The sequence below is a fragment of the Nocardiopsis sp. iso_238 genome (genome assembly GCF_056173325.1).
In genome coordinates this window covers 4,599,649-4,623,103 of the sequence record NZ_CM149668.1, presented here as the reverse complement: position 1 = coordinate 4,623,103, position 23,455 = coordinate 4,599,649, and the positions used below count along the sequence as shown (strand labels likewise).

The following is a 23,455-nucleotide window of genomic DNA, read 5'->3' as shown; positions in this document are numbered from 1 at the left end:
ACTTGGATATCTCGGGGAAAGTGGTTCAAAGGGAGTGACGAAGGGGGTGCCGAGGCGCCCCCTTCGTTTCCCTGCTTTAGGGAGTGGGGATAATGATCGGCTGTCCGAGGAATCGGCAGGCGACGATCAGGTTGGCCGTCGTGTGGGCGTAGTGCTCCTGTGCGGCTTCGAGGTCGATGCGCAGGTCGAGGTAGTGAAAGGCTCGTTCCAGCTGTTCCTTGCTGTCCTCGGTGGCGTAGATGGCGGTGTGGGCTCGCTCGGCCTCCTCCTCAAGGTGCATCATTTTGTGCAGGGCGTTCTCGGCGGTGCCGAAGACAGTGGTCTGGGTGATGTCCATGGTGTTTCCTTTTCGTCGTTCGGTGATTCGGGGTTTCCTGCCCCGTGAACTGTCCGACAGCTTAAGTGAAGTAGGACCTAAAGCAAGTCTGATGGGCGGGGTTATCCCAGTTTTAGTGTTGCGATCAAGGGGTATGCGCCGCTCTCGACCCCGGGTGAGGAACTCCTGGGGGAGTGAGGGTCGTCCGCTCCTCTGCGGCGTCAGTCGATTGAACGCACTCGCAGGTCTTCGGCGGGGATGTGGTGGAGCACCCACATGCTCCATTCGTTACGCGAGCCGAGGCACACAAACCGGGGAGTGGGTTCGATGCCCGCCTCTTCGGCCTCCCATTGGTGGATCGTGCAGAGGTCGCACCCGCAGTACTTGAGAACGCCGCCCTTGCGGCCATGGTGGAAGGCGTTGTCGCCCACGTAGGTGATGTGGGTTCCCGGTTTGATGGTCATGACGGTCCCTCGCATGTCGATCTGAGTCGTCGGTGGCGCCCCGGGGTTTCCTGCCCCGGTGGCAGCGCTCAGACCTTAGCTCGGATAGGACCTAAAGCAAGGGGTTGCCGCGTCCTCCGCGAGAGCGGACGATCGCTACGTGCGCGGCCTCTGCCTCGGCCCGCGTCCACCGCTCCTGGCCGTTGACCAATCGCCCGGAGGGCCAAGTTCCCTTCCACCTCCGGTGGTACATCTGCTCGGGCGTGACACCCCCCTTGGTCAGGTAGGAACGCACCTCCTCCCAGGTCAGCAAGTCGTCCGGAGAGCCTTCGAGCTTCGGGAGCCCGAACATCACACGCACAGCCTCGTCCACCTCATCGACGTAGTACGTGTTCGCACGTCCACGCTTCCTCACCGCCTTCGGCCAGGCAGGATGGTGCGACCACTTGCGGCGCACCATTTTCAAAGTGGTGTCGAAACGCTCGGCGACATCAGCGAGAGTCTCAGTCTGTCGGTCCTCTACCATGGGGCTGAAGGCTCCTCGGAGTCGTTCGGTGCGGGGTGGACGGTTTTCCTCACAGGACCCTAGGGTCGGCCGTCCGCCCCCTCACTTTTACCTCGTGGCTCGCAGTGGTCAGCTAGCGTCCCCCTCATTGCGCTGAGCGCATACTTCCGGCTTGGTGGCGCTTAGCTCGGGCGCACCACTCAGTTGATCAACTGCTACTCACGCAACCGGGACACGTGCCTAAAGGGCTCCGCGGTGGTGTGAGCCCATCGACACACTGCCGCGCACGAACACTTGGATGAGCGCCGGCGACTCACGAGCCACCTTGGGATCTCGGAAAGCTAAGGGAAACCCTGAGCGGCAAGGCCCGCACTGCCTACCAAGCAGCGGCACCTCCTCTGGTTGTCCCGACTCATACCGACAGGATTTGGCAACTGCCGGTACTCGTGAAAATGATCATCGCCGACAGCCCATACCTCGACAGGTGTAGGGCTCCAGGTGCCAACGAGCATGCCTCAAGGGCAGAGCCGCTCCCGCCTCGACGTCTGTGGCCAGACACATGTAGGGCGACAAGAGCTCACCTAAGAATGCAGTGAGAATGTTTGTAACACCTCTCAGGCGCAGCTACCGAAGGTTCCCCTCGGCTTTTTGATCTTGGTCTGTTAAGCATGATGCCAGAGTCGCATATAGGACCTTCGATCTTGACTGTTTGGCTGAGGCGTGATTGTGTGGGAGGACCTAATAGCGAATGGATATTCTGGTGCTCAAATCCCCCCGTAGTATCTCTGTGCTTGCCGCTACTTCTCTATTCATCCCCTTGCTGCAAACTCCTGCAATCGCAGAGGAAGGAGTGGCTGGGGTGCAAGGAGTGTCCATTTCTGGAACGGAATCATCTCTCACCCTGTCATGGGAACCTGTTCCTGGTGCGGTGGAGTACGTAGCCTTCGAAGAGCTCCCCAAGCCAGAATACGACAGGGATGCTCTAGAGCCTATATACAGGGGTGGTGATCCGAATTTCACACTTGATGGGCTTGGGGCGAGGGAAGTCTCCCGAATTAGAATCATCGCTGTCGATGAAGATGATCTAGTTCTCGCCAGAACGCTCATTAGAACCAGTACGCATGGGGCCGTCAACCCAGCCCAAGAAGTCAATTGGATCGCTAGCGGAGAGGGTGTGGAGATATTCCTTGGTCAACAAGGAAACGAAATTCCTTTCCTTGAGGCTGGCACAAGCGGGACTTCATCGTCATTGGAATTCAACGAGACTTTCTTTGACGAAGGTTTCAGTGGTGGATCTGAGATCTACGAGTTGTCCACGGAAGAGCTAATCAAGCCAACTTCACTGCAGAACCCAGATTCCCCATTGCCTGAACTAGTGGCTCAGAACCACGTGGTAGAAGTGCCAGAATTTTTGGCTCCTCCCGAGGGTACTCTTGAGGCTGAGATGGAGTCTCTTGAAAAGGTCATGGTCACGCAGACGATGGCAAGAAAATTCGAGTGGGAAGCTTTTATCGAAGACGATTATATACCTGCTCCGGTCTTCTGTGACACTGCGTGGGAAGAGTTGGGAGACATGCGTTTTGGGGGAGATGATCGCGATTTCTCCAGATGGAAGACGGGTCAAACGAATCGGTTTGTGATTTCAGTCCGAGCTGATTTCAACTGGCCTGAATTCGTTGGGTCTCCACCATCGTTTAGAGGCTGGAGAAATCCAGGAACTCTTCCTGTGCGTTCAGTGGGTTCTACCAACCTTTACGTCGAACAGGCGGACGGGTCTATGGAGTTTCGGGAATCCGCAACTGCACCCCGCGATGAGCTGACTATCGATCGTACTTTCGTGAACCGAACTACGGCTGATTTCCACATGACTGCCGACTCGACGAACCCACTGTGTGCGGTGCTGGGCTTCTTTGAAGCTCCAGCAATCAATGTGGCAATGAATGTCATCCTACATGCTGACGGAACGTATAGTTACGCGGGTGCTAGGGATGCTGCGCCGAATCACCAAGCTGTAGTTGACACTTATCGAATTCAGACATATCCGTCACCTTCTTATGCGGAGTACATGGAGAGCTACAACAATTTCCACACGACGTGCGTGCATAAACACACGAACGTTGGGTTTGCTAGTTTGGCTCTCCCGCCGGTCCCTGTGACATTTAACAATAGCAACCATGGGGATCCGTCGGCTAACGGTGACTGTTCCACGGTGGACCCCTAAGGTCGGAGATGCGCATGACCGCAGCTGGAAGCGCCTGCAGGCTTGCTGGTGGTGGAGGGATGCACGCTTCGCTCCTTCTCCTGATCCCATTTGGTATTGACTCAAGAATATCGCCAGGGATTGTTGTTGCGGTCCTAGGTTCTTCCTACTTTATTCTCCAGCTTCTTTCTGTGTCGGCTGGAATGCTTGGCTTCATTGTCTCTGGCTGCTCGAGAGGGTTGGGTGAGCAAAAGAGGGTCCGAATTGCGATTGCCTCCTCGGCCTCCTTGGTTGCTTTTCTCTATGCAGCCTTGCCAGCTTCTCTCGCTTTGACTGAGGGAGTGACAGTCGAAGTGATCTCAGTTTCTACTGTCGCGTTTTTGTTGGGGTTTTTTGTGCACCTGGCTCTGTCGAAGGTTGCCTTCTCAAGAGCGTCCGGAAGGGCCTTCATCTCTGTGGCTGTGTCGCTTCCGTTGCTTTTGGTCTTTGCCTTGGCAATGACCATCTAAGCCTCTGGTGAGGCTGGTGTTCAGCTAGGCTCTTTCGCTGTCGTTCAAGAGTCCGCACTGATTAAGGAACAGGGCCTCCTGGCAGAACGTCAGGAGGCCCTTAAGTGTCTCTGTTTACTTGATCATGACCGCAGTGAGTTGACGGGTCCATTTCATGTATCGCTCAATGTCGGTCACTGCCCGGCACCCAGCGCACCAGACACCGTTGTCCCCGCTCCGGCGCGTGAGCATCATCAGTTCGCAGTGCGGACACGGAACCCCGTCCAGGGTGAGCGTCCGGAGAGTCTGGCCGGTCATAGTCTGCGCGCGTCGGTGCAACCACAACACCTCCCGTCCGGCGTCAACCCCCGCGAGTTCGGGGTAGGCGTCCACGTAGTCAGGGCGTACCACCCCCAGCACGTCCTCGGGCAGGTTCCCCAGGTCCTGAACGGTGAGCGCGCGGCGCATCGGCTCCGCCTCCAAGCTGATCAGGCCCAGCACGAAGCGGGAGAGCAGTTCGCAGGCTCGGCTGATCGCGGCGGGTCGACGTTCCCAGGAGATGTCGGTCGGGGAGGGTTGGAGTCCCGCTGCCGCGCGTACTCGTTCTTCCCATGACAGCAGCACGTCGTGCATGGTCACCATGACTCGGTCCACCTCCAGGTCTAGTGGAGAAGGTGGTTCGGGGCGGCTGGTGTGCACGCGCTCCCCGCCGGGGTGGCGGGTCTTCTCGCGTAGGAGGTGGCTGAGTTCGGTGTAGTGATCGGGGAGCGCGGTGAGGGCGTGGTTGATGTCGGCCACGCAGCCGTCACAGAATGCTCGGGGTGTGAGCGCGGGGCGGGGGCCGTCGTTGGTCATGGTGGCGGTGCGGCAGTGGTGTCCGCGTCCGCACTCGCGGAAGGCGTGGTCGTTCACGTCGGTGTCCTTAGTGGTGAGGGATGGGCAGACCAGCACGGCGCAGTAGAGCTCGGTGGTTTTTGAAGCCGCGGTGGTCCGAGGGGGTGGCCGGGGTGATGATGAAGGGCCCTGTGGGTGGTTTCCATTCCAGGTGACGTGAGCGCTGGCGCACGGACCATCCGTGGGCGAGAGCGATCTTCTTCAGCTCGCGGTAGGGGGCGGGGAGTCGTGTCGGCACTGAGCCTCCAGAGGGTGAGCGCCCGCCCCGTTCTCCGGGGCGGGCTCAGGGGGTCAGGTCAAAAGGCGATGGGGGGGCGTTCTCGGCGTTCGGTCGTGTGGGGTCAGCAGCCATCCGTCGTCGGTGTTGGTGATGGTGGCTGTCCCCTGCGGAGTGCTGACCGCGAACCTGCTAGCCATGGCCACCAGGGGGCGCATCCGCTCCAGCTCCCTGCTCTGTTCGCAGAGCTGGGCACGCGCCTGGGCGAGCTCAACCTCCAGCTCGGCCACGCGGTCGCGGCGCTGCTCGTGCAGGCGCGGCTCTTCCTGGACGACGTGACCGTCAACGGTGGCGCTGGTGTAGTGCCAGGTCACAACGTGCTCGCAGTCGGGCAGTTTGAACCTGTCGTCGTCGGCCTGGGCGATGGCCTCGTCCAGGTCCAGGGCCTGGACCTCGACGGTGTGGTCGAGTTCGGCGGTGAAACGCAGTGTGTAGAGCATCTGGTGTTCCTCACGTGTGGGGCCGCCCCGCCTTTGAGGTGGCCCCGGGGTGGGTGAGTTAGAAGGGCAGGGGGTTCAGCGCGTCGTCGAGCTGGGCGAGCAGCCGCTGGACATCGACGCGGTCGGGGTCACGTTTGGCGTTCATGACCAGGCGGGTTGCCGCGCGGAGGCGCTCCTGCTCGCTGGGCGCCGGTGCGGCTTGCACGCACAGGTACCCGGTGCGCCGAGAGCCGCCGTGCTTGGTCTCGGGGGAGTCGTGGAACTCCTGGCGCAGGATCGAGCGGGGCCGGTCTCCGGTCGTAGCGTCCACGACGTCGACGCGGGTCTCGCTGACATTGGTGACGCGGACGCGGTTGCGCGCGCGTGGGTCGCAGGGCCTCCAGATTTCGTCCACATGCACGGGTGTGCCGGTGAGGTTCACAGGTCTTCCTTCCGTAGCGGGGTACAGGGCCCCGTAGAGTGGGGCGGGCGTTGCTACAGGCCGAGGTCCACGACGGCTGTGGCGTAGTCGAGGCAGATCTGGCAGGGGTGCTCCCGGGTGCTCAAGCAGGCGGGGGAGGCGTGCAGACGCACGGCGCGTTCCGTGATCGCTGCGGTGCGTCGCTCGGCGTCCGCGTCGCGCTTGGCGCGCAAGAGGTTGATCGCCTGGGGGATGAGGCCTTCGAGGTCCTCGCTGTCCAGGGTGACTACCGGGCGGCTGAGCCCCTGGACGTGGAGATGGGCGCTCTCGTTGGAATCCCACACCAGGGCGGTGCCCCCGAGGTAAGGCCACTTCTCGGTCCAGGCGGTGGCCAGGACCTGCTCCGCGTCGGTGGGGGTGTCGTGGAGCGGGATGCGGGTTTCTGTGGCCTCGTGGTCGTCGGCTTCGTGAAGGTGTGCTCTCGTGCACATAGATAGGATCATCGGTTCTTTCCTGGTGATCTCGTCGGTGTGTTCTGTCCTTCGGACAGCAGGACATTAGCGGTGCCTAGTACCGGTCTCAAGCCTTGTTTTTGCTGGTGGGGGCCTCGATGACGCGGCCAATCCAGGATTGATCCTGATACCAGGACGCCAGGGCCTCGTGCGCGCCAGAGGCGGGGATGACGACGACCTTGGGGCTGCCCTGCGTGCGCGTCAGCCCGGGTACCGGGGCCACTTCGCCCGTCTCGGTGTCGAGGACGCCGCCGTTCTTGCGCACCTCGTCGGAGACCCGCTTCGTGAAAGCGTCGCGAACGGTTTCCTCGATCTCGCTCTCCGCGGTGGCTCGTACCCAGTCCAGGTAGGCCTTGCGGTCTGTGATCGTCACCGACACCGGCCCGTCGTCCACACGGATCGTGCCGAGCGAAACGGGACTCCCGTCCGGGCCGGGAACACGCACCGACCTCCGGTCACCCGGAGCCATGGTCTGGGCCAGGTCTTCGACGACGTCGGAGACCAGGGCGGCTCTGCGTGGGGCGTCGGCTGCGCTGACCTGACGTTTGATCAGTGCGGCGGCGATGATGAACACCAGGTCCTCATGCTGCGGCAAGGGACGCCTCCCGCCCGAGCCGGGTGATCAGGTCGCCCAGGGTGCTGGGTGCTTCGGTGGCTGGGTCGATGACCGGAGCTCCAAGCAGGCCACGCCTGCGCCCTTCCGCGAGCAGGTTGCGCAGTGTTCCCACCGTCACGTCGGCCGCGAGCGCCTGGTCCCTCAGGCTGTTCGCTGTGGGGGAGGGGACGCCCTCGTTCACCCACGCCAGGAGTTCCTGAGCGAGCTCCTCCCCGGGGTGGGGGATGATCCGGCTGTCGAGGGCGTGCGCGCGGGCCTTCGTGATCGTCATGGTGTGATCGCGGTCGAGGTCCCCGATCAGCGAGAACTCATACTCCACTCCCTCGCGCTGCTCCGGCTTCAGGCCGATCTTGACGGGGACGGCCTTCCCTGAGCTGTTGGTCTGCACCTCGTAGGCGACCTTGCTGCGCATCGTCACGAGGATGTGCCCCGGATAGCTGGTGATCGCCTCGATCATTGCCATCTCGACGGGCCGAAGGTCCTTCCAGCCCGTGGCGAACTTGTTGCCGCCCTTGCTGAGCTGATCGACCTGTTCGAGGACGCCGCCCGTGCCGTTCCAGAACTTGCTCCAGGTGTCGATGATGAGCGTTCCGAGCCCTGCCTGGTTGGCGGCGGCGATGGCGTGCAGGAGGTCCTGGGGTGCGTAGTGGCGCATCACCAGGTGCTGGAACGCGAACTCACTGCTGTACTCGGCTGCGGAACCGTTCTCGGTGTCGATGACCCCGATGCTCTCTCCGAGGTGGGTGGCGACCTTCAGCGTGGTGTAGGTCTTGCCCGCCCCGGGCGGGCCGGTGAAGGCAGCCCTGACCTTGGTCTGTTCTTTGGTGGCGGGCTCGAAAACGAACTGGTTCACGTGTGTCCTTTCAAGTGGGGCCGCCCCGGGGCGGGGCGGCCTGCGGTGTTATGCCTCGGCGAACAGGACCCGGGCGCAGGCGCGCTCCTGGTCGGCGTGCTCACTGATGGCCTCGTCCACGGCCGCGCCGATCGCCTCGATGTCGAGCCAGGGGCTGTCGTACTCGTCGGCCTCGCCGATCCACGCGCCGCACTCGGGGCACTCGGTGTGTGTGGCGAACCCGTTGGTGCCGCTCACCAGGGAGAAAGCGGTGAGGGTGGCCTCCGCGACCAAGTCGGTGAAGGTGGCCGGGGCGGGCACGAGGATCGACATCGGGGCTCCCATGGGTCGGTACTTCGTACCGGTACTGTGTACCGGTCTTGGGACGTCTGGACCTTAGCTCGGGGTGTGTGGGTCAGCGACTCGTGCGCTGGCCGCCCGGTGCTATAACGGGGGGATGTCCCTGAGTAAGCTCCGAGCCCTGGCCAAGCGGTACCGCCGTGAGGAGGCGGCCCTCGCGAAGACCCGTACCGAGGTCTACGTCGAGATCAACCGGCTCTTGGACTCGGGCGAAGCCACGCCCACCGACGTGAAGAAGGTCGCGCCTGTGGGTGGCAGCATGATCCGCCGTCGTCGGCGCACCCGTCCCTCCACCGAACAGCCGGGGATGGATCAAGCAGGCGCGGAGTAGGGCAGGCGCACGACGACGGCGGAGGCGTTGTCACCGCCGTTGGTGCGGTGCAGGAACTCCTCAATCTCGCGAGCTTCCTCCACAAGTCGACGTGAACACTGCTCGGGGTCGTCGGCGTGCCCGGATACGAGATCGGTGATCTCTGCGTGGGTGAGCACGTCGTGTACGCCATCGGTGGTGAGCACCACGACCTCCGGCGCGGCGGACGAGGTGGTGCCGAACTCTGGTGCGTGGGAGCGTGCGACGCTGGTGGTCACCACGTTGGACTGGTCCTGCGCCAGGTGTCGGGGAACGCCTCCGTCGATCAGCTCCTGGGCGAGGTTGTGGTCGTGGGTGAGCTGCGTCAGTTCACCGGCAGTGAAGGCGTAGACGCGGCAGTCACCCACCCAGGCCACATCGATCGCGTCGTTGGGGTTGTCCTGGCTGACCACCGCCATGACACAGTCGCCGTCGAAGTCGCGGGCGAGTCTCTGGCCGGCCTCGGCCAGGGCGACCTGGGGGTCGTAGGACATGGCGGTGCACGCGGCCGTGATCGCGGCTTCCTCGGCGGCGCCCGCCGCGTCGGCGTGGGGGCCGAAGCCGTCAGCGATGGCCGCTGCCCACTGTTGGGTATCAGGGTCGGCGGTGACGAACGCTGCGTCCTGCTGCTCGTCTCTCTGGCCCTGGTCGTGATGGCTGGCGTGGACGATCATCGGTGCTCCTAGGGTCCGGGGCCGCCCGTCTCGGTGGGCGGCCCCGGTCGGTGTTCAGACCTGGGCGGTGTTCAGGTCGGTGTTCAACTGGGCGAGAGCTGCGGTCGGGTCGTCGGAGTCGGTGACGTGGGACCGGTAGAGGGTCCACAGCCGGACTCGTTCGATGGAGTCCGCCGCGAGTAGACGCTCGATCCACTCCTGGCGCGCGTTCACCGGTAGGCCACGGGGTCGGGCTTACGAAGTGGCCGGTAGTCGCATTCGGCCTCGGCGTAGACGCGCAAGGCTCTGACCTTGGGGCCGCGTGTGTGACGGGGGTCGGGAGCGGTGTCGATCCAGGGGATCGCCCACAGGGAGCCGGTCGCGGTCTCCTGGACGATCAGTTGCCACGCTTCGGCGTTGTTGGGCAGGTAGTCCACGTGCTGGTCGCTGACCTGTGTGAATCCGGCACGCGGGGGGCCGTCCGTTTCGCTGGCCGCGCGCAGCGCCTGGGCCAGGTCCTGGTCGAAGAGCCGTGTGGTCGTCATGTGGGGATCTCCTTCGTGGGGTCAGGGCAGCAGGCGGTAGCCGCTGCGACGGTCCTTGCCTGTCCGGGTTGTGCCGGTGGAATGGAGGTGGGCGGTGTCGATCCACCGGCCTGGCCGGTGGTCTACGCCGACGGTGCGGATGTGAGCGCGGCCGGTCGTGCTGTCGAAGCCGATGACCTCGATGCGTCGGTGCGCTTCCTCGGGGTGGCAGGCCTGGTAGATCTGGCCGATCTCAACGGTGTTCATGAGTTGCTCCAGGGTGTGGGGGACTAGCGCGTTCAGAACGGGGCGGGGCGGGAGGCGGCCCACGGGTCGTCTGCGGGAGGCCCGCTCTGTGGGGCGGTACTGGTTCCGCCGCGTTGCCCGTAGGCGTGTTGCTGATTGGCGCGGTTGGCCTTGGTGATCTGGGCGGTGGCGTTTCGCAGAGCTGGCCCGACCTCCTCGACGTCAATCTCGAAGACCGTTCGCTTCTCGCCCTCGCGGGTCTCGAAGGACCGTTGCTTCAGGCGGCCCTGGACGATTACGCGGACGCCGCGCTGGAGACTCTCGGCTACGTTCTCCGCTTGCTGCCGCCAGGCGGTGCAGGGCAAGAACATGGATTCTCCGTCTTTCCACGCTGATGTGTGGCGGTCGAAGGTGCGGGGGGTGGAGGCAACACGGAAGGTAGCCACAGCGGCCCCTTGGGCCGTGAATCTCAATTCGGGGTCCCCCACGAGGTTGCCCACGAGGGTGATCGGGGTCTCTCCTGCCACGGCTCTCCTTTCTCGGCCCGCCCGTTGGGGCTGGTCATCACCTGGGCGGCTGAGCCGAGAGTACTAGAACTTGGGGCAAGTGGCGACTCACTTGCCCCAAGTTTCAGGGCAGCGTTAAGCGCCCACCGGATTACTCACCGCGGTCCAGGAGCCGCCATCACCAAGGAGCGCCCACACCACGCCCGCGTACAGGACCGGCACCTCGCTAGGAGGAACGAGGCTGAGCTTGGACAGCACCAGGCCGCGCCGCTTCGCCTCAACGATGGCCTCGGCATCGCAGGTGATCAGCCCGTGGCACCCGTCCGTGCCCGTGCCGTGCAACAGCACGAGGTTGCCGGGCAGGTTCAACTCGCGACGTCGAGAGCCGCCCGCGCCCCGGTTGGTGCGGTGGTGGATGCTGTGCCAGGACGGGCTGACTGCCTGCCCACACCACACGCACGCTCCGCCGTCGCGGTCCCACACCATCTCTCGCGTCAGCTTGGTCGGTCCGCTCATGCCGCACGCTCCTGCTGGTCGGTGATCATCGTTCGTCGCTCCTCGGGCACCGTTCCGCCCCACACGCCATACCGTTCGCCTGCGGCCAGGGCGTACTCCAAACAGGCCGCGCGCACCGGGCATCGGGAGCACACCGCCAGGGCAGCCTGCGGGCTCTGCCCCTTCGTTGGGTAGAACGCTTCGGGGTCGGTCTGAGCGCACAGGGCCTCCTCCTGCCAGGACAGGTCAAGGCCGGGCGGGGGAGCCAGCAGCCGCACCAGGTCGGCGAGGTCCATCAGCGCGCCACCTTGCGGCGGTCGGCCCCGCTCATCTCGACCCGGGTCGTCATCTCGATCAACCGAGAGGCCACCCGGTCACCGACCAGTTCCGGCAGCGCGGCGGGGGCCGCGTTGGACGTGAGCAGCATGGGCAAGCACTGGTTGTACCGGTAGTTGACGATCCGGTACGTCACCTCTTCCGTCCAGGCAGACTCCTTCGTGGTGCCGAGGTCGTCCAGGTAGAGCAGCGGAGTACGCATCACCCGGAGCATGGTCCGTTCGCGCTGGGACTCGTCCCCGGCGCCTGGACGGAGCGCGGCGTACAGGTCCGGCCAGGTCGTGGCGACGACGCCGAACTGGCGCGGTCCGGCCTCGGCGACGCGTCGCAGGGCACCGAACATCTCGTGTGTCTTCCCGGTCCCGGTAGGTCCCCACAGCAGAAGCGACTTCGCGGTGGTGGGGTCGGTGCACACGCTGTCAGCCCAAGCACGCACCGCTTCCACACTCACCTGCGCGTGGGTGTAGCGGGGCGGTACGGCTCGGTCGAGTTTGGCGGTGGCAGCGTTGACACGCTGGCGGTGGTGGTACTGCGGGTGGCCGGGCTCGTCCGGGGTGGGCTCGTCTCGAATGGGCCCGGGGGTGGTGTCCAGGCCGCGCCGTTGGACGATGCGGGCCAGGCGGCCGAGCAGGTTCTCGTTGGCCAGGGTGGTCATCAGGTTTCCTCCAAGGGGGTTCAGGCCCAGGGGTCGGCGGAGCCGGAACCGTAGGTGGTCGGGTTGCGGTAGGGCTGGTGGCTTCCTCCCGGACGTGCCGGGTGGAAGTCGGGCTCGTCCTCGTACCGTTCGGACCGCAACCAGGACGCCGGGTATGCGGTGAACCGTGGGTTCTGGTCTTGGCGTTCGCGCGCATAGCGCTCGGTGGCGGCGATGATGGCGCGCGGATTCGCGCCCGCCTTGATCACCTGGCCCCAGGCCTTACGTGCGTCGCCCTTGGCCTTCTTCTTCGGGTAGCGGGACCAAAACTGGTCGAAGAGGTCATCACCGCTCGATGTGGCGGCCCCAGGGAAGAGTGCCCCGTCGTCTTCTTCCTCTCCTGACGGTTCAAGGACGGTTCCGTCCGAAGAATCTTCGGGGGTGGGGCGCAGATTCTTCGCCCCCGAAAATCCTTCGCCCCCCGAAGATGCTTCGGAGTGAGGGCCGTTGACCTGCGTTTTCGCTGACCCCCGTAGATTCTTCGGGGGTGAAGAGTTTTCGCCCCGCAGTTCCTTCGGGGGCGCAGAATCTTCGGGGGTGCGCATGGACAGCGTGTACATGTTGGTGCCGCCCCTGCCAGCGTTCATCTCCACCTGGAGCTCGCCCAGCTCAACGCACTGCTTGATGGCGGTCTGCACCGACCGGTCGGTGAGATTGGTCTTTCGGCAGAGCTCCTTGTTCGAGGGCCATGCGTTGGTGCCGTCGCCCGACGCACAGTCAGCGATGGCCAACAGCACCAGCCGCGCGGCGTTCTTGCTGCGTGAGTGATTCCACACCCACGCCATGACTTCGACAGCCATGGTTCTCCGTTCACGGTGGGGGTGGTTCAGGTGGTCTGGTGAAGACGGTCCTGGTCCGCGAGGGCCGCCGCGACGAGGCGCCCAGCCCGGGTGAGTTCGGCCCTGGTCCCTTTGGTTCGCACTAGGTCCTTGCGAACCAGGCACGCTCCACTACGGCCCAGGGTGGCCCGGGGCCCCTCGGCCAGGTCCAGGAGCTGCTCGCGGGACGTCTCGCTCAACGCGCTTACGCGGACCGATTCGCTGGGGTTGAGCATCACCAGGTCCGTCTCGGTGCGCACACGAAGAAACCGGTCGCGGTTGGTGTCGGCGTAGCTGTCCACGGTCCCGTAGTGGTGCCGTGTGCCCTCTTGGGTTCGCTGAGGTCCGGCCACCCAGGAATTCCGGGGGAATCGGGCATGGACCAGGGCACGCATGGTCTGGACTCGTAGGTGGTCCGGCACCTCCACAGCACGGCCCGCCTCGGTGACGGTGAACCGGTCCGGCCGGTCCGTGTGGTCCGTCGGGTCCAGCCGGGTGATCCACCCGGCCTGCTCGGCGGATCGAAGGGTGGGCCATGTGCCCAGCGTCAGAACACCGGTCTCGGGATCGGCTGAGGTGAGCACCGCCAGCACGGCAGGGGAGGGGGAAGTCATCGCATCTCCGGTCAGGTTGCAAGGGGCCGCCCCGGAGCCGGGGCGGCCGTCATCGGGTGGGCTCTAGCGCAGAAGGGCCTGGGCGGTGCCCACGGTCAGGCGCAGAGTGGCGCGCGCTTCGGACAGCCGGTGCTGGGTGGTGTTCACTCGCTGAGCTACTCCTCCCAGCCCTCGGGCATCGTGCTCGGCGTTGGTGCGCACGTGGTCGATCTCCGCCTCCAGACGGTTCAATTCGCGCTCCAGGTCCTGCTCGTGGCGTGCAACGGTCCAGGAATGAGTGTCGATCAGGTCCATCAGGGCGCGACCTTCAGGGGATAGGGAATTCCGGTCGATCTCACCGAGATTTTCCCTGAGGAGTTCATGGGAATAGTTGCTAGCCATCACAAGCCCTTGCTGTTTCTCCGAGGCTGTTCCTCGGCGCAGGTCAGAGCTTGGGGGAAGGAGTTTGGACAAGCAACACCAGACCGGCGGTGAAACCGGCCGGTTCTGGAGTGGGTCAACGTGGTCCGCGCGGACCAGATAATTGGATCGGTGTGGATTGCCGCGGACCACTTATTTCATTTTCCGGTTCCCTGCCACACAGCGATCTGGTGGCAATGGGTCCCAGGATCGGAGCTGGGTGTCCAGTCCACACGAACGATCTGCCCGCGCCGGGCGGCGGCCATGAAGCGGGGACCGATAGCCGCGCGACGGACCTCGGGCAGCAGGGGCCGAACCTGATTGGCGGAGAACCGTTCGCCCGAGACCGCGAAGAACAGGATGGCCTGATCGATGACGGCCCGGTCCCATAGGTTGTCGTCCACGTGGCTCATGGCTTGTTCGCGTCGGTGCGCGCCTCGCGCCGTTCCGAGCGCTTCGGCCAGTTCGAGTTGACGCATCACGACCCCCAGGTACGTGCGCCCAGGTTCACCTCTGCGCGCAGCCACGCACCGATGCTCTGGGCTGCGCTGAGCTGCGCCCGCAGGCTCGCGATGTGATCGCGGGCAGCTTTGAGTTTCTGCTCGGCCAGTTCCATGTTGAACTGCTCATCGACCACTGCCAGGGTCGCGTGCGCGTCGCGGTCGCGCTGTGTGCCCTTGCCGACGCTGGCGAGCATCGCGCGCGCGTGCGCGGTTCGGTAGCCCTGACGAGCCTCGGCGTACAAGCTGCCCAGGCGCGTGGAGTTATTGCTGGCCTCATCCAGTTGGGCGCAGTAAGTCCGAATATCGCGGATGGTCTCTTCGGGTGTTGGGGGATGCCACATGCCGGGGGCCCTGCTCAATGTCGCCTCGATCCGATTCCGTCACAGGCTGTGACCATCGCTACTTTTGGGGATGTAAACGCCTGTTTCTGCCTGTTCGTCCCTTATGTGTGATTCGGGCTTCAGCTCGTGGAACCCACGGGCGCCGGTGTAGGTGAGCTGCTCACCGACCGGGATGTCGAAGGCTCGACACACATCGACGTAGACAGGGAGGGACAGGTGGCGTTCGCCGCTTTCGATCTTGTACAGGTGCCACGGGCTGCGCCGGGCAACCCGAGCCAGGTGTGGAACCGACAGGCCACGGCGGCGGCGAGCCATGTGAAGCTGCTCTCCGTCCACGCCCTGGGGGACTTGCTTGGTGCGCGCCACCTCAGTGGAGCTGCTGTGCGTCATGCGCCAAGCGTAAGCTCAACTTTGGCCCAAGTCCAATTCTACTTGCCCCAAGTTTCTGGTTGGCGACGTCCTCGCGGTGTCCGTGTAGGGTTCACACCCCTAGTTAGGGCCAAACTTGGCCCAAAGTCGCTACGATGGGGCCATGACCCGCCAAGACGTCCCGCCTCCCTACCGCACATGGGAAGCTCAACGGTTCGACGAGCAGCTAGCTAGAGCCCTGCGTGAGCAGAAGCACGACCTCCAGAGCTTCGCCACCGCGATCGGGCTCAGCGATCAAGCTCTACGCAACATCCGACACGGTGTCAGCAACCCACGGCCCGCCACCATCGAGATCATCGAATACACCGCCGGATGGGAGGCGGGCGGCTTCGACCAGGCCCGACAGGGCAAGAAGCCCACCCCGCGGGCTTCGTCATCACCACTGCCCGAGAAGGACTTGAGGCCCACCCGACTCGGGCACCTCTTCCGGTTGGTTCGCAATGAAGATGGGGCGACACACACCACCGCCCAGGTAGCCGCGTGGCTTCGCGCCAGAGGTACGCGCTTGACTAGCTCCGATGTAGAAAGGCTCACCCGCTCCTGGGCGAAAGCTCCGGAGGGCATAGAGAAAGCCCTCGCGGAGTTTTTCGGCGTACCCGAATCCTATTTCTCTAATGCGGAGGACGTGGGCGACGTAGAGCGCGAGCTAGCGTTGCTGAACGTACTTCGCGACTCCGGTGTCAAGAAACTGGCTTTGCGCGCCGCTGGCCTCTCCCCGAGCAGTCTGGACTCACTGATCCAGATGGTGGAGTCGGCTCGCAAGATTGAGGGCCTCGGGGTGGAATAAACCCGAGACGAATAGTTTACAAAAGCTTGACTGAAGAGTGAAACGTCACCCTCGGCCTGCTCATTGTGGTCCCCCTGAGCTGGCACGATGAGAAAGGGGCGCGTTCGCGGTCGTCGTGACGAACCGACGGGTGTGGCGTGAGTTCAGCCCCTGCTATCAGTCGTGACAAGGCCGCTGATACCTTTGTGTGTACGCCAAAGGGTCAGCGTTTTCCTGTGCCCTTCCCCCAAGTCGGTGGGTGCAGGTTGGGGGTTATTAGCGTGTTCGTTTGGGGTAGAGGGAAACTACCGTCACACCAGGCGCCTGTAGACAAAGAACTCTATGATCAGTGCACTAAAAGGCTTCGAGAGTGCCAATTGGAGCTCCCGTCGTCTCGCTCCTTGAATGACTTCTTGGAAATCTTGGAGCAGCGCCGGGGGAGAAAGATTCATCTGCACGCCTGGCAATCACCGAGTAATCAGCAAGTGTGCGGCGTCTGGATCGGTGACGAAAAAGAGGACCATGTCTTCTATGCTGCTGCGACCTCCAAGGCACACCAGCGCCACATCATCCTTCACGAGATCGCCCACATGCTCTGGGAGCACGATCTACTAGAAAACAGTGACGGACTTGCGGCACTCTTCCCAAACCTCTCCCCTCAGATGGTGCGCCATGCCCTCATGCGAAACCGTTCGCGCTACGACAGCGCCGAAGAACGGCAAGCCGAAATGATGGCGACCATTCTCGGAAAAATGATCGACATTCCAGAGCCGCCCACCCTGCACGGCCCCTTGCGACGACTCCAGAGCACCCTGGGCGGAGAGGAAGAGTAAATGTCCGCGCTCCTACTTCCGATCCTTTTGATCGGCGTCGTCATGTGGCGTGCTCCCAAGGCACGCCAGCACCCCTCCCAACGCCCGCTCGTCTTGGGCTTCGCTCTCCTCGCCGTCGTCACAACCGTCCGAGCGCCACAGGTCGAAGCGTTCCTCCGCGAAGCGGACCTCGTGATGCTGCTGACCGTGCCCAAACACGTTGCTGGTGTACTCATGACCGCCGCCATCCTCGAATTCGTAGCCAGGATGATCGGCCACAGCCAACCCCGCGCACGTCGTGCTCGCCACACCTTCACCGCCGTGATCGTCAGCATCATGCTCGCGGTTCTCCCCTTCGTGCCTCGCGCGGCCGATGGTGACTTCGCTCTAGGCGCGGGAGGCACTGCCCCCGCCCTGATCTACTGGGCCGCCTGGCTCACCCACCTGGGAACGATGCTCGCCCTCGCGAGCAAGATGTTCTTCGGGCAGTCACGTAGGGCCGCAGGACAACGGCGGGCACGGCGGCTTCAACTTGGCCTCGCTCTCAGCGGCACGGGCACATCCATCGGCCTGCTTTACGTCCTCAACAAGACCGCGCTCATGATCGGCACCAGTCCCTGGGGACCGGGCCCACCGCTGAGTCCGGACACCACGGACCTCGTCAACACGCGCCTCATGGAAGCCGCGCTTCTCCTGGTCATCATCGGCACCACCCTGCCCGCCAGGTTCGTTGGAACACTCCTCGACAAGACACGCGACTTGCGAGCCTTGGCCGAACTGCACTCGCTGTGGCGCGACATCAGCGCCCACAACCCCGACGTGGTGCTGGCTCGTGAACCCGTCTCAACTCTGGACACGCGTCTGCGCCTTCATCGGTACGCGGTGGAGATCGAGGACGGCCTGCTCGCTCTGTGCCCACACTTCCAATCTGGAGTGCGAGAGCTCGCTGGCGAGACCTATGTGGGCCCGTCAGACGGCATCCAGGCATTCATCCACGCTTGCGAGGTGCGCGTTGCCCTGCGTGCCAAGGCCGCGGGCCTGCCCGAAGCCGACCACCATGAAGATCACCCAACCGTTCAGGGGGTCGGGGAACCCGGAGGGGACTGGTGGCGCGAAGAAGTCGACAGACTCCGCGCCGTCGCCTGCGCCTACCGTTCCCGGTCAGCGCGCCGTCTCGCGCTGAGCTTCCCGTTGCCTACCACCGAACTCCAGGAGAGCGTCAAACCATGACCACACCGACACCCAACCGGGGCCTTGGCGAGCGCGCCGCACGCCTGGTTACTGAGATCTTCGCCCCTGGCGTCCTGGTCGTCCTCATCCTCCTGGCCGTGGGCTGGTACTCGACCCCCGGCCTGGCCGGGTTGGGCTGGGGGCTGCTGGCAGCCCTGTTCTGCGGCATCGTGCCCTACGGCATCCTGATCGTCGGTGCGCGGCTGAGCTGGTGGAGCGACCACCACGTGGGGGACCGAAAGCAGCGCCTGGTGCCCCTGGCGATCATCATCGCCTTCGTCTCTGCTGGTATCGCGACCCTGGCCCTCTTGGGGGCTCCCCGTCCGCTACTGACCCTGGTCATCACCATGTTGACGACGCTGGTCATCACTCTCGCGATCACGGTCATCGCCCGGTGGAAGGTCTCCGTACATTCCCTGGTCGCGGTGGCCGGAGCTGCCATCGGCACCCTTCTGTACGGGGCGTGGGTAGCCGTGTTCGTCTGGCCTCTCGCTGCTCTCGTTGGGCGGTCCCGCATCCAGCTCAAGGCCCACACACCAGCGCAGGTGCTCGTCGGCGCGCTGCTGGGTGTTCTGGCCGCTGTAGCGTTCGCATGGTTCAGGTGAACCTCCGAGGGTAAGGTCACTTTCAGTGACGCCCTCGGAGGTCGGAGCAGCCGTTGGTCGCAGCTCCCGCCGTCATCACAACTGCCATCACCCCGCCATCACGGGGAGCGGAAGTGACCGGAACCAACGGGGACTCACAGGCATGCCGCTGAGTCCCCGTTGGCGCTAATGTCGCAGATCAGCCGTATATCCGTGGCTAGAAACCCTGCTGTGTAGGACTTTCGGGACTTTCCTCTCTGTCACCGGGCTGTCGATTTGTGCTATCCGCGCAGTCCAGGCAGGCTTCCTCACATGGATGATTCGAAGAAGAGCCTGGACGACCTCGTCCGCGACGAACTCGGTGACGAGCCCTCCCAGGAGGCCAAGGACTACGCGCGCGAACTCTACGAGCGCTACCGGCTGCCCGCCACGGACACCGGTGCGACCCCAGCGGACACCAAGGGGGCCGCTCCGACCACGGCCGAGGAGTAGGACCGCACACGCCCCCGGCACGGCGACGCACGGACCTCACGACCGGAAACGCCCCGCTCCAGACCGCATCGGCCCCCTACCGGGGCTGGTCGGACTCCCGGTCGTCGCCGTCCCACACCAGCTCGAACCACACCTGGCGGCCCCGGCCGTCGTGGCGTGGTTCGGTCCCCCACTTACTGGCGAGTGCCTCCACCAGGTCCAGACCCCGGCCGTGTTCGGCCGTGTCGTAGGGATCCCGGTGCTGGGGCGCGGGCGCCTCCGTCGTGCTGCCGAGGTCGCGGACCTCCACCCGGGCCCACCCGGGCGCGAGCCGCACGCACACCTCGAACTTCCCGGTGGCACGCCCCGAGTCGCTGTGTGTGATGGCGTTGGTGGCGAGCTCACTGGTCAGCAGCGTCGCCGTGGTGACCTCCGGTGAGACCGCCAGCTGGCGCGCGACGAACCTGCGCGCGTAGGCGATCTGGCTGGGCAGACCGGGGAAGCGCCGCCGTGCGGGTCGGCACTCGGTGGTGGACGGGGTGCTGCTGGACTCTTCCATGGGACTGGCCGGGCGTTGGGGACGGTCGAGAGGGGCCGACGCCGTCGGGAGCGGGTGCGTTGGCGCGGAACGAGGGGCTGCGGTCTCACACAAGTGGGTTCACTCCCCGAGGACGTGTGTTCGCGGGCAGGGCCGAACTGGCGCCTGGCCCTGGACGCGTCCATGCCCGGAACGGGTCACGGCGCTGGGTGCAGACACGGGGCGAAGCCCCCGGGGGCAGGGAGGGACACGGCTCGGTGCCGTTGGGGACACGGCACGAGGGCGGCGTGCGACAGGGGAGAAGCCGCGGGGCTTCACACGGGACGGTGGCGTGGCCGGGGGGCTGGCCGTGGAGGATGGTCATGTGTGCGGTGGGGTGTGCCCTACGACACTGAAGGGCCTACTCGCGCTCAGCATACGCTCCGTGCCTCCTTGACGACCCAGCCGACCTGGTCCGGACAGGGTAACCCCCTCTGAGCTGCCCAAAGAGGGTTCCGGTCGGGTTGGTGGGCCCGGCGGGGACCGAATATCGGCGCGGATGCGCGCCCCTGCGCCGATTCAAGGGCGAATAACGATTTGGTGAAGACCTCCCGAATTTTGCTACTTGCTTCGGTCTTGCGCGTGCTGTGGATCACCCGACAGGGTGGGAGTCATGGCCTCGCCCATCCCCGATCCCCTGCCCGTGGGCCTCGGCGTCGAGATCGACCGCGCCGTCCGGCTCACGGACGAGGGCCACGTCCTCGTCGGCGGTTCACCGCCCAGCGCCCTGCGCCTGCCGCCCGAGGGCGTCAGCTCGGTCATCCGCTGGCTCAGCGGGGCCGCGCCCGACCGCCCCGGTGAACGGCGGCTCGCGCGTGCGCTGCTGGCGGCGGGGCTGGCACACCCCCGCCCCGCCCCCGGCGTGCCGGTCCCCGGTGTGCAGGTCGCCGTGGTCGGGGCCGCGGACCACCTCGAACTGGAGGCGACCCTGGACCGGCTCCGGTACGAGTACCCGGACCTGAGGCCGGTGGTGGTCGGAGCGACCTGTCTGGGAGCCCGGGTGGCCCGGACCCGGGGCCTGCACGTGGTGCCCGGCCCCCTGACCGGGGCCGAGGCCCGGGCCGTCGCGCTCAGGGTCTGCGACGCACCGGTCGTCGCCCTGCTGGACGCCGGCGCCCGGCCCGCCCCCGGCTGGCTCGCCACGGCTCTCGGCCACTTCGCCGACCCCGGTGTCGCGGCGGTGGTGCCCCGGGTCCTGCCCGAACGCGTACGGAGTGGCCCCCGGGGGATGCTCGTCGCCTCCCTCAGCGCCCTCCACACCGACCGGGGCCCGGACCCCGCGCCGATCCCGCCCTGGGGCCACGGCTCCGGCGGCCCCGCTCCGACCCGCGGCCCGGGGGTGTCCCCGGAGCCCGTGCCCGCACTGTTCGTGCGCCGGGGCCTGCTCGACCACGACCCCGCCCTGGGCGCGACGGCCGACGTGGACCTGCTGTGGCTCCTGGCCGCGCGGGGGTGGTCGGTGCGGTACGAGCCCCGGTCGAGGGTGCGCACCACACCCCACACGGACCTCCGTTCCTACCTGGGTTCCCGGTTCGAGGCCGGTGCCGTCTCCGGGCCGCTGGCGCGTAGGCACGGTCGGCGGGTGGCCGGCCCCGAGCTGTCCCTGTCCGGCGCGGTCGGCCTGGGCCTGGCCCTGTCCGGTCGGCCCCTGGCGGGCCTGGCCGTGAGTTCCATCGGGGGAGCGGTGACCGCGCGGAGGCTCACACGGGGTGCCGGAGTCCCGGCGCGGGACACGGTACGCCCGGTGGTCGTGGACCTCGCCCACACCGTGCGGTCCGGGGCGCGGCTCGCACGGACCGCGCACTGGCCGCTCGTGGCGGCGGTGGCGGTCGGCGGGGCGGTGCTCTGGTCGCGGGAGCGGTCGGGCGGCGGGCCCGCTCGCGGCCCACGCGCGGCCGGTTCCCCGAGACGCGGGCGTGCGGGCCGTCGGGCCCTGGTGGCGGCCGCGGTGCTGACCGTCCCACACCTGCTCTCCTGGCGGCGCCACCACGGTGTGGCACCGGTGGGCCCCCTGGCGTGGTCCGGCCTGGCCGTCGCCGGTGACGCGGCGCGCTCGCTGGGCACGTGGTGGGGTGTGGTCCGATCCGGTTCCCCGGCTCCGCTGGTACCTCGTGTCCGCCCGGCGGTGTCGGCCACGTCACTTGAATCGTTGCAGGTGGCAGAGGGTCCGGCTGGGTCTGTTCGTAAGGCTGGGCCAGGGGCGATGCTTAGCCCGTGTTAACGCGTGTTACGTAGGGTGACAGAATTCGCGCCCCCGGATTGGCCTCCGAACGCCGGAAATCACGGTTTTTGTGACTCACGGTAATGTTCGACCGGTCTCGTTCGTCGTTGGGGGAAGAACGTGTTTCCAGGGTGTCGCGAACGGCGGCCGTCACGCTGGCGAATCGTCGACCGGGGCCGGTTTTTCGTAAACGTCGTTTACGCCTATGGCCCTCTCGTTTCTCATATGTCCAGTTCAGCGGGCATTTGTGACACACCGGAGTTGGTTCACTGCGTTGCGTGCCACACTTGACAATTGCACGCGAACTTGCTGCCCGCATTGCCACCGTTGTCCTTTCTTGATGTGGCGGTTACCAGCAAGTGTCTAGTGATCCCCCAGAATCTTGACATTCCGGTCACTGACCGTGAACCGGAAGACCGTGTGTTTCGGCAGTCACTGGGGGTGATCCCCGCGGTGTCGGCAGAGCTTGCGCGCTTACCCGGGCTAACCGGCCGGAGCGCACGAACCTTGCCCGACCCGTGTCACTCCCCGTGCCGGCGACTCGCAACAGATCAAGACAGATCAAGCGCCGGGCTCGGCTGTGAGGTTCGGAGATAGTTTTGGGCAAGTTCCTGGCCAGACGGCTGCTGAACTACGTCGTGCTGATTCTTCTCGCGACGAGTTTCGCCTACGTGCTCGCCGCCACCAACCTGTATCCGCGCGGGTACTTCGAGCAGATGCAGCCGCCACCGTCCCCCGAGGCGGTCAACGCCCAGCTCGACGCCCTGAACCTCAACGACCAGACCCCCATCGCGCAGCGGTACGCGACCTGGATCGGTGACGTCTTCACCGGTGACTTCGGCAAGACCATCCAGGGCGGCGACGTCGCCTCCCAGATGTGGATGAAGGCGGGCGTCACCCTCCGCCTCATCACCGTCGCCACCATCCTCGGCAGCTTCCTCGGGATCGCGGTCGGCGCCTACGCCGCCATCCGCCAGTACCGGGCCTTCGACAAGGCCGCCACCGCGGCCTCCTTCTTCGTGCTCTCCGTCCCCACCGTCGTCATCGCGATCGTGGTGCAGGTCGGCGCCGTGAGCATCAACGACCTCCTCGGTTTCCAGTTCCTGCGGTACTCCGGCGAGTACACGGCGGGGTTCACCGGAGAGTGGTACGACCTCCTGCTCAACCGCGTCTACCACGCACTGTTGCCGACGCTCGTGCTGACCGTCGCCCTGTTCGCGGCCTTCGCCCGTTACCAGCGCAACATGATGCTGGACGTGCTCGGCGCGGACTTCGTGCGAACGGCCATGGCGAAGGGACTGACCCGGCGCAGGGCCCTGTTCAAGCACGCCCTGCGCACGGCCCTCATCCCCACGATCACCTACTTCACCTTCACCTTCGGAGCCCTGGTCTCCGGGGCGACCTTCACCGAGAAGATCTACGGCTGGCACGGCATGGGCGCCTGGCTCATCGACTCCATCGCCAGGCAGGACGTCCACGTGGTCGCGGCGGTCTCCTGGTTCATGGCGATCACCATCATGGCCGCGTCCTTCCTCTCGGACATCCTCTACGCCTGGCTCGACCCGAGAGTGCGGGTGTGACCATGACGCACACCCCCGCTCCCG

At 65.3% G+C, this 23,455-nt stretch carries 35 protein-coding genes; 10 read left to right on the top strand and 25 right to left on the bottom strand.

Going from position 1 to position 23,455, the window contains the following annotated elements; all coding sequences use genetic code 11:
* Window positions 1-76: 76 nt before the first annotated feature.
* From AC0VYL_RS20900 to AC0VYL_RS20890, 3 genes are all read right to left on the bottom strand, one after another.
* Window positions 77-337 (bottom strand): hypothetical protein, encoded by a 261-nt coding sequence (locus tag AC0VYL_RS20900; protein WP_475481241.1) that lies wholly within the window; start codon window positions 335-337, stop codon window positions 77-79.
* Window positions 338-537: 200 nt separating this feature from the next.
* On the bottom strand, window positions 538-780 hold the full coding sequence (locus AC0VYL_RS20895) for a hypothetical protein (protein WP_475481240.1): 243 nt from the start codon (window positions 778-780) through the stop codon (window positions 538-540).
* A gap of 91 nt (window positions 781-871) precedes the next feature.
* Complete coding sequence (locus tag AC0VYL_RS20890) at window positions 872-1,285, bottom strand: hypothetical protein (RefSeq protein ID WP_475481239.1); 414 nt, start codon at window positions 1,283-1,285, stop codon at window positions 872-874.
* 727 nt (window positions 1,286-2,012) lie between these two features.
* Here AC0VYL_RS20890 and AC0VYL_RS20885 point away from each other — a divergent pair.
* Complete coding sequence (locus AC0VYL_RS20885) at window positions 2,013-3,485, top strand: hypothetical protein (protein WP_475481238.1); 1,473 nt, start codon at window positions 2,013-2,015, stop codon at window positions 3,483-3,485.
* Between the two features lie 14 nt (window positions 3,486-3,499).
* Window positions 3,500-3,973, top strand: a complete 474-nt coding sequence (locus tag AC0VYL_RS20880) for a hypothetical protein (RefSeq protein ID WP_475481237.1) — start codon at window positions 3,500-3,502, stop codon at window positions 3,971-3,973.
* Between the two features lie 114 nt (window positions 3,974-4,087).
* Here AC0VYL_RS20880 and AC0VYL_RS20875 read toward each other — a convergent pair whose 3' ends face one another.
* The 7 genes from AC0VYL_RS20875 to AC0VYL_RS20845 all read right to left on the bottom strand — a co-directional run bounded on the left by AC0VYL_RS20875 (window position 4,088) and on the right by AC0VYL_RS20845 (window position 8,256).
* Window positions 4,088-4,864 carry a hypothetical protein gene (locus AC0VYL_RS20875; protein WP_475481236.1) on the bottom strand — a complete coding sequence of 259 codons (777 nt, stop codon included), beginning with the start codon at window positions 4,862-4,864 and terminating at the stop codon, window positions 4,088-4,090.
* A gap of 273 nt (window positions 4,865-5,137) precedes the next feature.
* Window positions 5,138-5,563, bottom strand: coding sequence for a hypothetical protein (locus tag AC0VYL_RS20870; RefSeq protein ID WP_475481235.1), 426 nt, complete (start codon window positions 5,561-5,563; stop codon window positions 5,138-5,140).
* A gap of 58 nt (window positions 5,564-5,621) precedes the next feature.
* On the bottom strand, window positions 5,622-5,957 hold the full coding sequence (locus AC0VYL_RS20865; RefSeq protein WP_475481234.1) for a hypothetical protein: 336 nt from the start codon (window positions 5,955-5,957) through the stop codon (window positions 5,622-5,624).
* 80 nt (window positions 5,958-6,037) lie between these two features.
* On the bottom strand, window positions 6,038-6,466 hold the full coding sequence (locus AC0VYL_RS20860; RefSeq protein ID WP_475481233.1) for a hypothetical protein: 429 nt from the start codon (window positions 6,464-6,466) through the stop codon (window positions 6,038-6,040).
* A 76-nt stretch (window positions 6,467-6,542) separates the two neighbouring features.
* The gene (locus AC0VYL_RS20855) at window positions 6,543-7,070 is read right to left on the bottom strand and encodes a hypothetical protein (RefSeq protein ID WP_475481232.1); all 528 of its coding nucleotides are present in this window, start codon (window positions 7,068-7,070) and stop codon (window positions 6,543-6,545) included.
* A complete protein-coding gene (locus tag AC0VYL_RS20850) occupies window positions 7,057-7,944 on the bottom strand; it encodes an AAA family ATPase (RefSeq protein WP_475481231.1) in 888 nt (295 codons plus the stop codon). Before AC0VYL_RS20850 ends, AC0VYL_RS20855 begins: the two co-directional genes overlap by 14 nt.
* 48 nt (window positions 7,945-7,992) lie before the next feature.
* Complete coding sequence (locus AC0VYL_RS20845) at window positions 7,993-8,256, bottom strand: hypothetical protein (protein WP_475481230.1); 264 nt, start codon at window positions 8,254-8,256, stop codon at window positions 7,993-7,995.
* Between the two features lie 124 nt (window positions 8,257-8,380).
* Here AC0VYL_RS20845 and AC0VYL_RS20840 point away from each other — a divergent pair, with 124 nt between their 5' ends.
* Complete coding sequence (locus AC0VYL_RS20840; RefSeq protein WP_475481229.1) at window positions 8,381-8,614, top strand: hypothetical protein; 234 nt, start codon at window positions 8,381-8,383, stop codon at window positions 8,612-8,614.
* Here AC0VYL_RS20840 and AC0VYL_RS20835 read toward each other — a convergent pair.
* From AC0VYL_RS20835 to AC0VYL_RS20770, 14 genes are all read right to left on the bottom strand, one after another.
* Window positions 8,596-9,306: a PP2C family protein-serine/threonine phosphatase gene (locus AC0VYL_RS20835; RefSeq protein WP_475481228.1), complete on the bottom strand. Its 711-nt coding sequence runs from the start codon at window positions 9,304-9,306 to the stop codon at window positions 8,596-8,598. The two genes, AC0VYL_RS20840 and AC0VYL_RS20835, sit on opposite strands and share 19 nt — an antisense overlap.
* Window positions 9,307-9,360: 54 nt before the next feature.
* Window positions 9,361-9,519: a hypothetical protein gene (locus tag AC0VYL_RS20830; RefSeq protein ID WP_475481227.1), complete on the bottom strand. Its 159-nt coding sequence runs from the start codon at window positions 9,517-9,519 to the stop codon at window positions 9,361-9,363.
* Window positions 9,516-9,830 (bottom strand): hypothetical protein, encoded by a 315-nt coding sequence (locus AC0VYL_RS20825; protein ID WP_475481226.1) that lies wholly within the window; start codon window positions 9,828-9,830, stop codon window positions 9,516-9,518. The genes AC0VYL_RS20830 and AC0VYL_RS20825 overlap by 4 nt, the downstream gene beginning before the upstream one ends.
* A gap of 21 nt (window positions 9,831-9,851) precedes the next feature.
* Window positions 9,852-10,076, bottom strand: coding sequence for a hypothetical protein (locus tag AC0VYL_RS20820; RefSeq protein WP_475481225.1), 225 nt, complete (start codon window positions 10,074-10,076; stop codon window positions 9,852-9,854).
* A gap of 32 nt (window positions 10,077-10,108) precedes the next feature.
* Window positions 10,109-10,582, bottom strand: coding sequence for a single-stranded DNA-binding protein (locus AC0VYL_RS20815; RefSeq protein ID WP_475481224.1), 474 nt, complete (start codon window positions 10,580-10,582; stop codon window positions 10,109-10,111).
* 114 nt (window positions 10,583-10,696) lie between these two features.
* Entirely contained in the window at window positions 10,697-11,077 is a 381-nt protein-coding gene (locus tag AC0VYL_RS20810; protein WP_475481223.1) for an HNH endonuclease, read from the bottom strand.
* Entirely contained in the window at window positions 11,074-11,352 is a 279-nt protein-coding gene (locus AC0VYL_RS20805) for a WhiB family transcriptional regulator (protein ID WP_475481222.1), read from the bottom strand. The genes AC0VYL_RS20810 and AC0VYL_RS20805 overlap by 4 nt, the downstream gene beginning before the upstream one ends.
* Window positions 11,352-12,047, bottom strand: coding sequence for an ATP-binding protein (locus tag AC0VYL_RS20800; protein WP_475481221.1), 696 nt, complete (start codon window positions 12,045-12,047; stop codon window positions 11,352-11,354). Before AC0VYL_RS20800 ends, AC0VYL_RS20805 begins: the two co-directional genes overlap by 1 nt.
* A 20-nt stretch (window positions 12,048-12,067) precedes the next feature.
* A complete protein-coding gene (locus AC0VYL_RS20795) occupies window positions 12,068-12,886 on the bottom strand; it encodes a helix-turn-helix domain-containing protein (RefSeq protein WP_475481220.1) in 819 nt (272 codons plus the stop codon).
* Between the two features lie 26 nt (window positions 12,887-12,912).
* Window positions 12,913-13,518, bottom strand: coding sequence for a hypothetical protein (locus tag AC0VYL_RS20790; protein WP_475481219.1), 606 nt, complete (start codon window positions 13,516-13,518; stop codon window positions 12,913-12,915).
* A 63-nt stretch (window positions 13,519-13,581) separates the two neighbouring features.
* Window positions 13,582-13,812 (bottom strand): hypothetical protein, encoded by a 231-nt coding sequence (locus AC0VYL_RS20785; protein ID WP_475481218.1) that lies wholly within the window; start codon window positions 13,810-13,812, stop codon window positions 13,582-13,584.
* A gap of 263 nt (window positions 13,813-14,075) precedes the next feature.
* Window positions 14,076-14,396: a hypothetical protein gene (locus AC0VYL_RS20780; RefSeq protein WP_475481217.1), complete on the bottom strand. Its 321-nt coding sequence runs from the start codon at window positions 14,394-14,396 to the stop codon at window positions 14,076-14,078.
* The gene (locus AC0VYL_RS20775) at window positions 14,396-14,761 is read right to left on the bottom strand and encodes a hypothetical protein (RefSeq protein WP_475481216.1); all 366 of its coding nucleotides are present in this window, start codon (window positions 14,759-14,761) and stop codon (window positions 14,396-14,398) included. Before AC0VYL_RS20775 ends, AC0VYL_RS20780 begins: the two co-directional genes overlap by 1 nt.
* Window positions 14,762-14,800: 39 nt before the next feature.
* The gene (locus AC0VYL_RS20770) at window positions 14,801-15,151 is read right to left on the bottom strand and encodes a helix-turn-helix transcriptional regulator (RefSeq protein ID WP_475481215.1); all 351 of its coding nucleotides are present in this window, start codon (window positions 15,149-15,151) and stop codon (window positions 14,801-14,803) included.
* A gap of 142 nt (window positions 15,152-15,293) precedes the next feature.
* Between AC0VYL_RS20770 and AC0VYL_RS20765 the strand changes: the two genes are divergently transcribed.
* The 5 genes from AC0VYL_RS20765 (at window position 15,294) to AC0VYL_RS20745 (ending at window position 19,074) form a co-directional block, all read left to right on the top strand.
* On the top strand, window positions 15,294-15,977 hold the full coding sequence (locus tag AC0VYL_RS20765) for a hypothetical protein (protein WP_475481214.1): 684 nt from the start codon (window positions 15,294-15,296) through the stop codon (window positions 15,975-15,977).
* Between the two features lie 380 nt (window positions 15,978-16,357).
* The gene (locus tag AC0VYL_RS20760; protein WP_475481213.1) at window positions 16,358-16,789 is read left to right on the top strand and encodes a hypothetical protein; all 432 of its coding nucleotides are present in this window, start codon (window positions 16,358-16,360) and stop codon (window positions 16,787-16,789) included.
* Window positions 16,790-17,998 carry an MAB_1171c family putative transporter gene (locus AC0VYL_RS20755; RefSeq protein WP_475481212.1) on the top strand — a complete coding sequence of 403 codons (1,209 nt, stop codon included), beginning with the start codon at window positions 16,790-16,792 and terminating at the stop codon, window positions 17,996-17,998.
* Window positions 17,995-18,603, top strand: a complete 609-nt coding sequence (locus tag AC0VYL_RS20750; protein ID WP_475481211.1) for a hypothetical protein — start codon at window positions 17,995-17,997, stop codon at window positions 18,601-18,603. Before AC0VYL_RS20755 ends, AC0VYL_RS20750 begins: the two co-directional genes overlap by 4 nt.
* Window positions 18,604-18,894: 291 nt before the next feature.
* Window positions 18,895-19,074, top strand: a complete 180-nt coding sequence (locus tag AC0VYL_RS20745) for a hypothetical protein (protein WP_475481210.1) — start codon at window positions 18,895-18,897, stop codon at window positions 19,072-19,074.
* Window positions 19,075-19,150: 76 nt separating this feature from the next.
* On the opposite strand, the gene AC0VYL_RS20740 is transcribed toward AC0VYL_RS20745, so the two are convergent.
* A complete protein-coding gene (locus AC0VYL_RS20740) occupies window positions 19,151-19,705 on the bottom strand; it encodes an ATP-binding protein (protein WP_475455260.1) in 555 nt (184 codons plus the stop codon).
* 538 nt (window positions 19,706-20,243) lie between these two features.
* On the opposite strand from AC0VYL_RS20740, the gene AC0VYL_RS20735 reads away from it, so the two are divergent.
* The gene (locus tag AC0VYL_RS20735; RefSeq protein WP_475481209.1) at window positions 20,244-21,851 is read left to right on the top strand and encodes a family 2 glycosyl transferase; all 1,608 of its coding nucleotides are present in this window, start codon (window positions 20,244-20,246) and stop codon (window positions 21,849-21,851) included.
* 599 nt (window positions 21,852-22,450) lie between these two features.
* Window positions 22,451-23,431, top strand: coding sequence for an ABC transporter permease (locus AC0VYL_RS20730; protein ID WP_475481208.1), 981 nt, complete (start codon window positions 22,451-22,453; stop codon window positions 23,429-23,431).
* Window positions 23,432-23,455 lie beyond the last annotated feature (24 nt).